5 protein-coding genes are annotated in these 6,000 nt (G+C 41.2%); 2 read left to right on the top strand and 3 right to left on the bottom strand.

Annotated features, from left to right (window positions below):
- Positions 1 to 303: integrase core domain-containing protein (locus NG821_RS02905; RefSeq protein WP_252760165.1), on the top strand; the 303-nt coding region annotated here is incomplete at its 5' end.
- Between the two features lie 283 nt (positions 304 to 586).
- Here the strand turns inward: NG821_RS02905 and NG821_RS02900 are convergent.
- From NG821_RS02900 to leuS, 3 genes are all read right to left on the bottom strand, one after another.
- Positions 587 to 1,210: a non-canonical purine NTP diphosphatase gene (locus tag NG821_RS02900; RefSeq protein ID WP_252760164.1), complete on the bottom strand. Its 624-nt coding sequence runs from the start codon at positions 1,208 to 1,210 to the stop codon at positions 587 to 589.
- 27 nt (positions 1,211 to 1,237) lie between these two features.
- The gene (locus NG821_RS02895) at positions 1,238 to 2,188 is read right to left on the bottom strand and encodes a YitT family protein (protein ID WP_252760163.1); all 951 of its coding nucleotides are present in this window, start codon (positions 2,186 to 2,188) and stop codon (positions 1,238 to 1,240) included.
- Between the two features lie 102 nt (positions 2,189 to 2,290).
- Positions 2,291 to 5,152 carry a leucine--tRNA ligase gene (gene leuS / locus NG821_RS02890; protein WP_252760162.1) on the bottom strand — a complete coding sequence of 954 codons (2,862 nt, stop codon included), beginning with the start codon at positions 5,150 to 5,152 and terminating at the stop codon, positions 2,291 to 2,293.
- 167 nt (positions 5,153 to 5,319) lie between these two features.
- On the opposite strand from leuS, the gene rd reads away from it, so the two are divergent.
- Positions 5,320 to 5,481, top strand: a complete 162-nt coding sequence (rd, locus tag NG821_RS02885; protein WP_252760161.1) for a rubredoxin — start codon at positions 5,320 to 5,322, stop codon at positions 5,479 to 5,481.
- Positions 5,482 to 6,000: the final 519 nt, after the last annotated feature.

Genomic DNA, 6,000 nt, shown 5'->3' with positions numbered 1-6,000 from the left:
GGTACCCCGGAGATTGTCAATACAGACCAGGGAAGCCAATATACCAGCGAAGAATGGGTCAACACGTTGAAATCATATCATGTCAAAATCAGTATGGATGGCAGAAACAGATGCAAGGACAATATATGGATAGAGCGCTTCTGGCGTACCATTAAGCAGGAGTATATCTACTTGAATCCGGCTAATAACGGAGCCGAACTTCGTAAAGGCATTGGCAAGTTCATGGAATATTACAACTACCGCAGGCCACATCACAGTTTACCGGAATTAATTCCGATAAGGAGATATCAATCTGCAGCGTGACGCTCGCCGAGGCGTTACACGACGCCTCTTGCCGCTATGCGCGCTCTCCGTGGATGAGTATATTATTTAAATAAAAGTTAAACATTGTCTAAAATTGGGGTATAGTATAGTATGATGAGGACTAATCTTTGATAAAAGAATATCTGTTCTAGGAAAAGTATTTTTATTAAGGTCTAAACGTGACCTTATACTACATGATAAGATCACGTTAAATTCATTTAATTGATTATCGAAAATTTCATGCAGTAAAGTCCGAACTTCAAACCTTTCTGTACTTCAGGCATCATTTTACTTGACTTTTAAGGAATGCAGCCAGTTTAGCTACAGCCCGTGCACGATGAGAGATTTTGTTCTTTTCTTCATCTCCCATTTGTGCAAAACTTTCTTGATAACCTGTAGGGATGAAAAGAGGATCATATCCGAAGCCCGATGTACCTCTTTTTTCTTTAGCTATAGTACCGGAGATTTCACCGTTAAAGTAATGAATGGTCTCCGAAGAAGCGGCATTACCATTACGTTGGGCCGGATTCTTTTGGATTAGAGTAATGACAGTACGGAATTTAGCCCTTCGATTAGGATTATCTCCCAATTTCCGTAAGAGTTTTGCGATATTGGCTTGGTTGTCATGGTCGGTACCTTCAGCATAACGGGCTGAATGTACGCCAGGCTCACCATTCAATGACTCTACCTCCAGTCCCGTATCGTCTGCGAAACAGTCCTGATGATAGTGTTGATAGACATAAAGGGCTTTTTGAAGAGAATTCTCCATTAGAGTATTTCCTGTCTCAGGAATATCTTCATGGCAGTTGATGTCAGAGAGCGAAACGATATTGAAATCAGATCCTAGAATTTCACGGATCTCACGAAGTTTATTCTTATTGTTAGTGGCAAATACAATAGTTGTCATTTGTATTGTTTTATGGTTGTGGATATCCTATAATTTAGGGACAGAGCCGTTTTGCGAGGCTTTGATGATCGATTCTTTATCACGTTTGGGGATCTTGATCCTCATTTTGTCAAAGCCTTCGCCGTAGACACCGATGACGGATGATTGGGATACGAAAGCATTCGGGTCGATGATCTTGATAAGTCTGAAGATGATAGGGCTTTCTCTCTTTCTAGCCAAGATACAAAGCACTTTCACTTCATTTCCGGTATACCATCCGTGACCGTCGAGAATCGTTACACCATGTTCCATTTTCGTTCCAATGGCATTGGCTATCTCCTGATATTTTTTAGAGAAGATCATGAACTGTACACTCTCCCTTTGAGCATTCATGACATAGTCCAAGACAAAGTTTTCTATGACCATCGTACAGAAACCGAAAACCAGTTTTCTCCAATCATGGAAGATAGGGTAGGAGCTGCTGATGATACAGATATCTACGAAAACCAGGACACGTCCCAGGGAAATATTCCGGTACTTATTGACGCAAGCGGCTATGATATCCGTTCCGCCAGTAGACCCGTTGTGCAGAAATACGATTGCCAGTGCCGTACCGGTCATAGAACAACCTATGATTAAGGACATGAAATCCTGGCCTTTGCCTAATATCTGGTACATCGTATGATCAGGCAGGGTCATCGCCTGCTGTGCAAAACTCAATGTGAGTGACAGGACGATGGTCGCATAAATGGTCTTTACCAGAAATTTCAGTCCGAGGATTTTCAGTGCAAAAACCAGAAGTATGGCATTTATAATGAAATAAGAGTAGGCGATAGGAATTTTAGAAGCATAAAATATGATAGCTGAGATACCAGTTACCCCACCTGTTACGATACTGTACGGCAAGAGAAATACCGTCCAACCAAAGGTATAAAGTATGAGACCTAATGTAATATATACATAATCCTTGATCTCATTTTTTACATTACGATTGTTCATATAGCTTGTAAATGCAAGTGCTTGACGGGCAGGACACCTGTATGGATTTTATGCTGAATGACTGATACGAAGTCGCCTGCTATTCTTATTCCAAAATCAGTTTCAATTTTTGAATACCACGTTCACGATCTTTTTAGGAACTACGATGATTTTTATAATATTTTTCCCGGCAATATATTTTTGGCTCTTTTCATCCGAGATGACTGCTTTCTTGATACTTTCTACATCTGCATCAGCTGAGAAGACTTTTTGATACCGTGCTTTCCCATTGAAGGATATGGTCATTTGGATTTCATTTTCCACGAGATATTTCTCGTCATAAGTCGGCCACTGAGCATCGCAAACTGAACCTTTTTCTCCAAGTTCATGCCACAATTCTTCAGCGATATGGGTGCAGAACGGTGCGATCAAGACCACGAGTTCTTTCAGAATATCATGATTATGGCACTTTTGCTGGGAAAGTTCATTGACAGCGATCATAAATGCGGATATAGCCGTATTATAACTGAACTTCTCGATGTCTTCACCTACCTTTTTGATGAGTTTGTGAGCCGATTTAAGGCTGGCTTCACTCGGAGCAACCTCATTGATGAGACATTGATCAGAACGGTTGTCCCAGAACAAGTTCCAGAATTTCTTCAAGAATCTGTGACAGCCGTCTATGCCGTTGGTATCCCAAGGTTTGCTGGCTTCTACAGGTCCCAGGAACATCTCGTAGAGCCGTAGCGTGTCAGCACCATATTTGTTGACGATATCATCAGGATTCACGACGTTGAACATGCTCTTACTCATCTTTTCCACAGCATATCCGCAGATATACTTACCGTTTTCCAAGATAAATTCAGCGTTCTTGTATTCCGGTCTCCATGCCTTGAATGCATTAATATCGAGAATATCATTTTGGACAATGTTGATATTGACATGGATAGGTGTAACATCCTTATAGTTCTTCCTCAGGTTGAAACTGACGAATACCGGTTTGTCCTTCTTGCTTTTTTCATTGACACGGTAGACGAAATTACTGCGTCCTTGTATCATACCTTGGTTGATGAGTTTCTGGAAAGGTTCTTCCTTGCAGGAATAGTCATAGTCGTGCAGGAACTTATTCCAGAAACGGGAATAGATCAAGTGTCCGGTAGCATGCTCTGTACCCCCGACGTATAAGTCGACATTCTGCCAATATTCATCTTTCTCCTTGCTCACAAGAGCCTGGTCGTCATGAGGATCCATATACCGAAGGTAATAAGCTGAACTTCCTGCAAATCCCGGCATGGTATAGAGATCAATAGGGAAGACGGTCTTGTTGTCTATCAACGCAGTGTCAACGACCTTATTGCTTTTCGTATCCCATGCCCATTTCTTTGCGCGTCCCAATGGAGGATTACCTGTTGCAGTAGGCTTATACTGGTCAATGTCAGGAAGAGTCAAGGGTAAGAACTGTTCCGGAATCATATAAGGCATGTCATCCTTATAATATACAGGGAATGGTTCACCCCAATATCTCTGACGGGAAAAAATGGCATCCCTCAACCTATAATTGACTTTTATACGGCCTATACCTTTTTCTGTAACGAATTTTTTGGTAGCGGCAATGGCTTCCTTCACGTTCAATCCGTTCAAGGTAAAACCATCCAGGCCTTTCTTACCCGCAGCCGGAGAATTCATCACCGTTCCCTCTTTGGCATCAAAACTCTCCTCGCTGACATCAGCGCCTTCTATCAGAGGAATGATAGGCAGATGGAAGTGTTTTGCAAAGGCATAGTCCCGACTGTCATGTGCAGGCACAGCCATGATGGCTCCAGTGCCATATCCTGCTAGAACATACTCTCCAACCCAAATAGGAATGGCTTCTTCTGTAAAAGGATTGATCGCATAGGATCCGGTGAACACCCCCGTGACTTTATGATCACTCATGCGCTCAAGTTCCGTCCGACTTTTCACGTAATCCAAATATTTTTCCACTTCCTCTTTCTGTTCAGGAGTGGTCACTTGGGCGACCTTGTCTGATTCAGGTGCAAGGACCATGAAAGTCACGCCGAACATCGTATCTGCACGGGTCGTGAATATTTTGAATTCAAGGTCACTGTCTTTGACTTTGAACACCACTTCAGTCCCCTCAGAACGGCCGATCCAGTTGCGTTGTGTTTCTTTGATGGAGTCACTCCAGTCAATGGTATCCAGTCCATCCAACAGTCTTTGAGCATAGGCTGACACTCGGAGACACCACTGTCTCATTTTCTTCTGAATGACAGGATAGCCTCCTCGGACACTGACGCCGTTCACGACTTCATCATTGGCAAGTACAGTTCCTAATCCGGAACACCAGTTCACCATCGTCTCCCCTAAATAGGCGATACGGTAGTTCATCAATATCTGTTGCTGCTTTTTTTCATCCCATGAATTCCATTCATCTGCCGTGAAAGAAAGTTCTTTGGTTTGTGCTGCATGGATACCTTCGGTGCCCTTTTCAGAAAAGTGGTGGATTAACTTTTCTATAGGTTTGGCTTTCTGGCATTTAGTGCAATAGTAACTATTGAACATCTTTTCAAATGCCCATTGTGTCCAATGGTAATAACTGGGATCACAAGTTCGGATCTCACGGGACCAGTCAAATGAAAAACCGATCTTATCAAGTTGTTCCCGGTAATGGTTGATATTCTGCTCTGTTGTGATGGCAGGATGCTGCCCCGTCTGAATTGCATATTGTTCTGCAGGAAGACCATAGGCATCATAGCCCATAGGATTCAGTACATTGAATCCTTTCAAGCGTTTGTAACGGGCATAAATGTCACTGGCAATATATCCCAATGGGTGACCGACATGAAGTCCTGCACCTGAAGGATAAGGAAACATGTTGAGTACATAATACTTTTTCTTACTTTTATCTTCAGTAACCTTATAGGTTTTGCTCTCAACCCACTTTTTCTGCCATTTCTTTTCAATCTCTCTGAAGTCGTAGTTCATTTTATATAAGTGATTTTTGTTCTTTCTTTAGACGTCTTTCAGTGTAAGAATCAGTCCTACAATATTGTGCAAAGATATAAAAAAATATTGTGTAAATTAAAAGCTTTTGAAAAAAATATAGTAACTTTGGGGCTGGTATAATTAATAACTTATAAATAATTGGCATTATGAAAAAATATGTATGTAATGTATGCGGCTATGTTTATGATCCTGAAAAGGGTGATCCAGATAATGGTATAGCACCGGGAACAGCCTTTGAAGACCTTCCGGATGATTGGGTTTGCCCACTTTGTGGTGTAGGAAAAGACGAATTTTCCCCACAGGAATAAGCAGGAAAATATAACTAATCAATAACACATTTTTTGAATTTAATCTGTGTTGGTAAGGTCCCCTTTTGAAAATCGTTTTTCAAGAGGGGACCTTTTTCTATTGTATTATCATCGATTTCTCAGAAAATATAGTCTACAACTTTTGTACCTTATGGACTCCCCGGAAAATCTTTTTATTGGAGGTAGGATACAAATGATAATGTCGGCTCAAAATAGTTAGAACCCGTATAAAACAAAAAGTCGCAACAAACAGAACTGTATGTTGCGACCCCCACTTGATTTCAAAACTCTCAACTTGCTCTAATTTATCTACGCTCGATGGTTGAATTAATCACACCTGCAACTACAAAGAAAAGCAATGCTAAACCCATCACACTCGAACTTGTCAACATAATTTATATCCTTTCAATTAATTTATGCCTCAGTCATGAACTTCGGCTTTATACATTTTCTTATTATCAGTTTCTGGCTGTTTTATCTTGTCATCTTTAAAAAGACCCCTCATTCGGTTGAGGACCT

The sequence above is a fragment of the Segatella cerevisiae genome (assembly GCF_024054555.1).
Lineage (GTDB): Bacteria > Bacteroidota > Bacteroidia > Bacteroidales > Bacteroidaceae > Prevotella > Prevotella cerevisiae.
The sequence above is the reverse complement of the archived record's forward strand: the minus strand, read 5'-3'. Positions and strand labels throughout refer to the sequence as shown.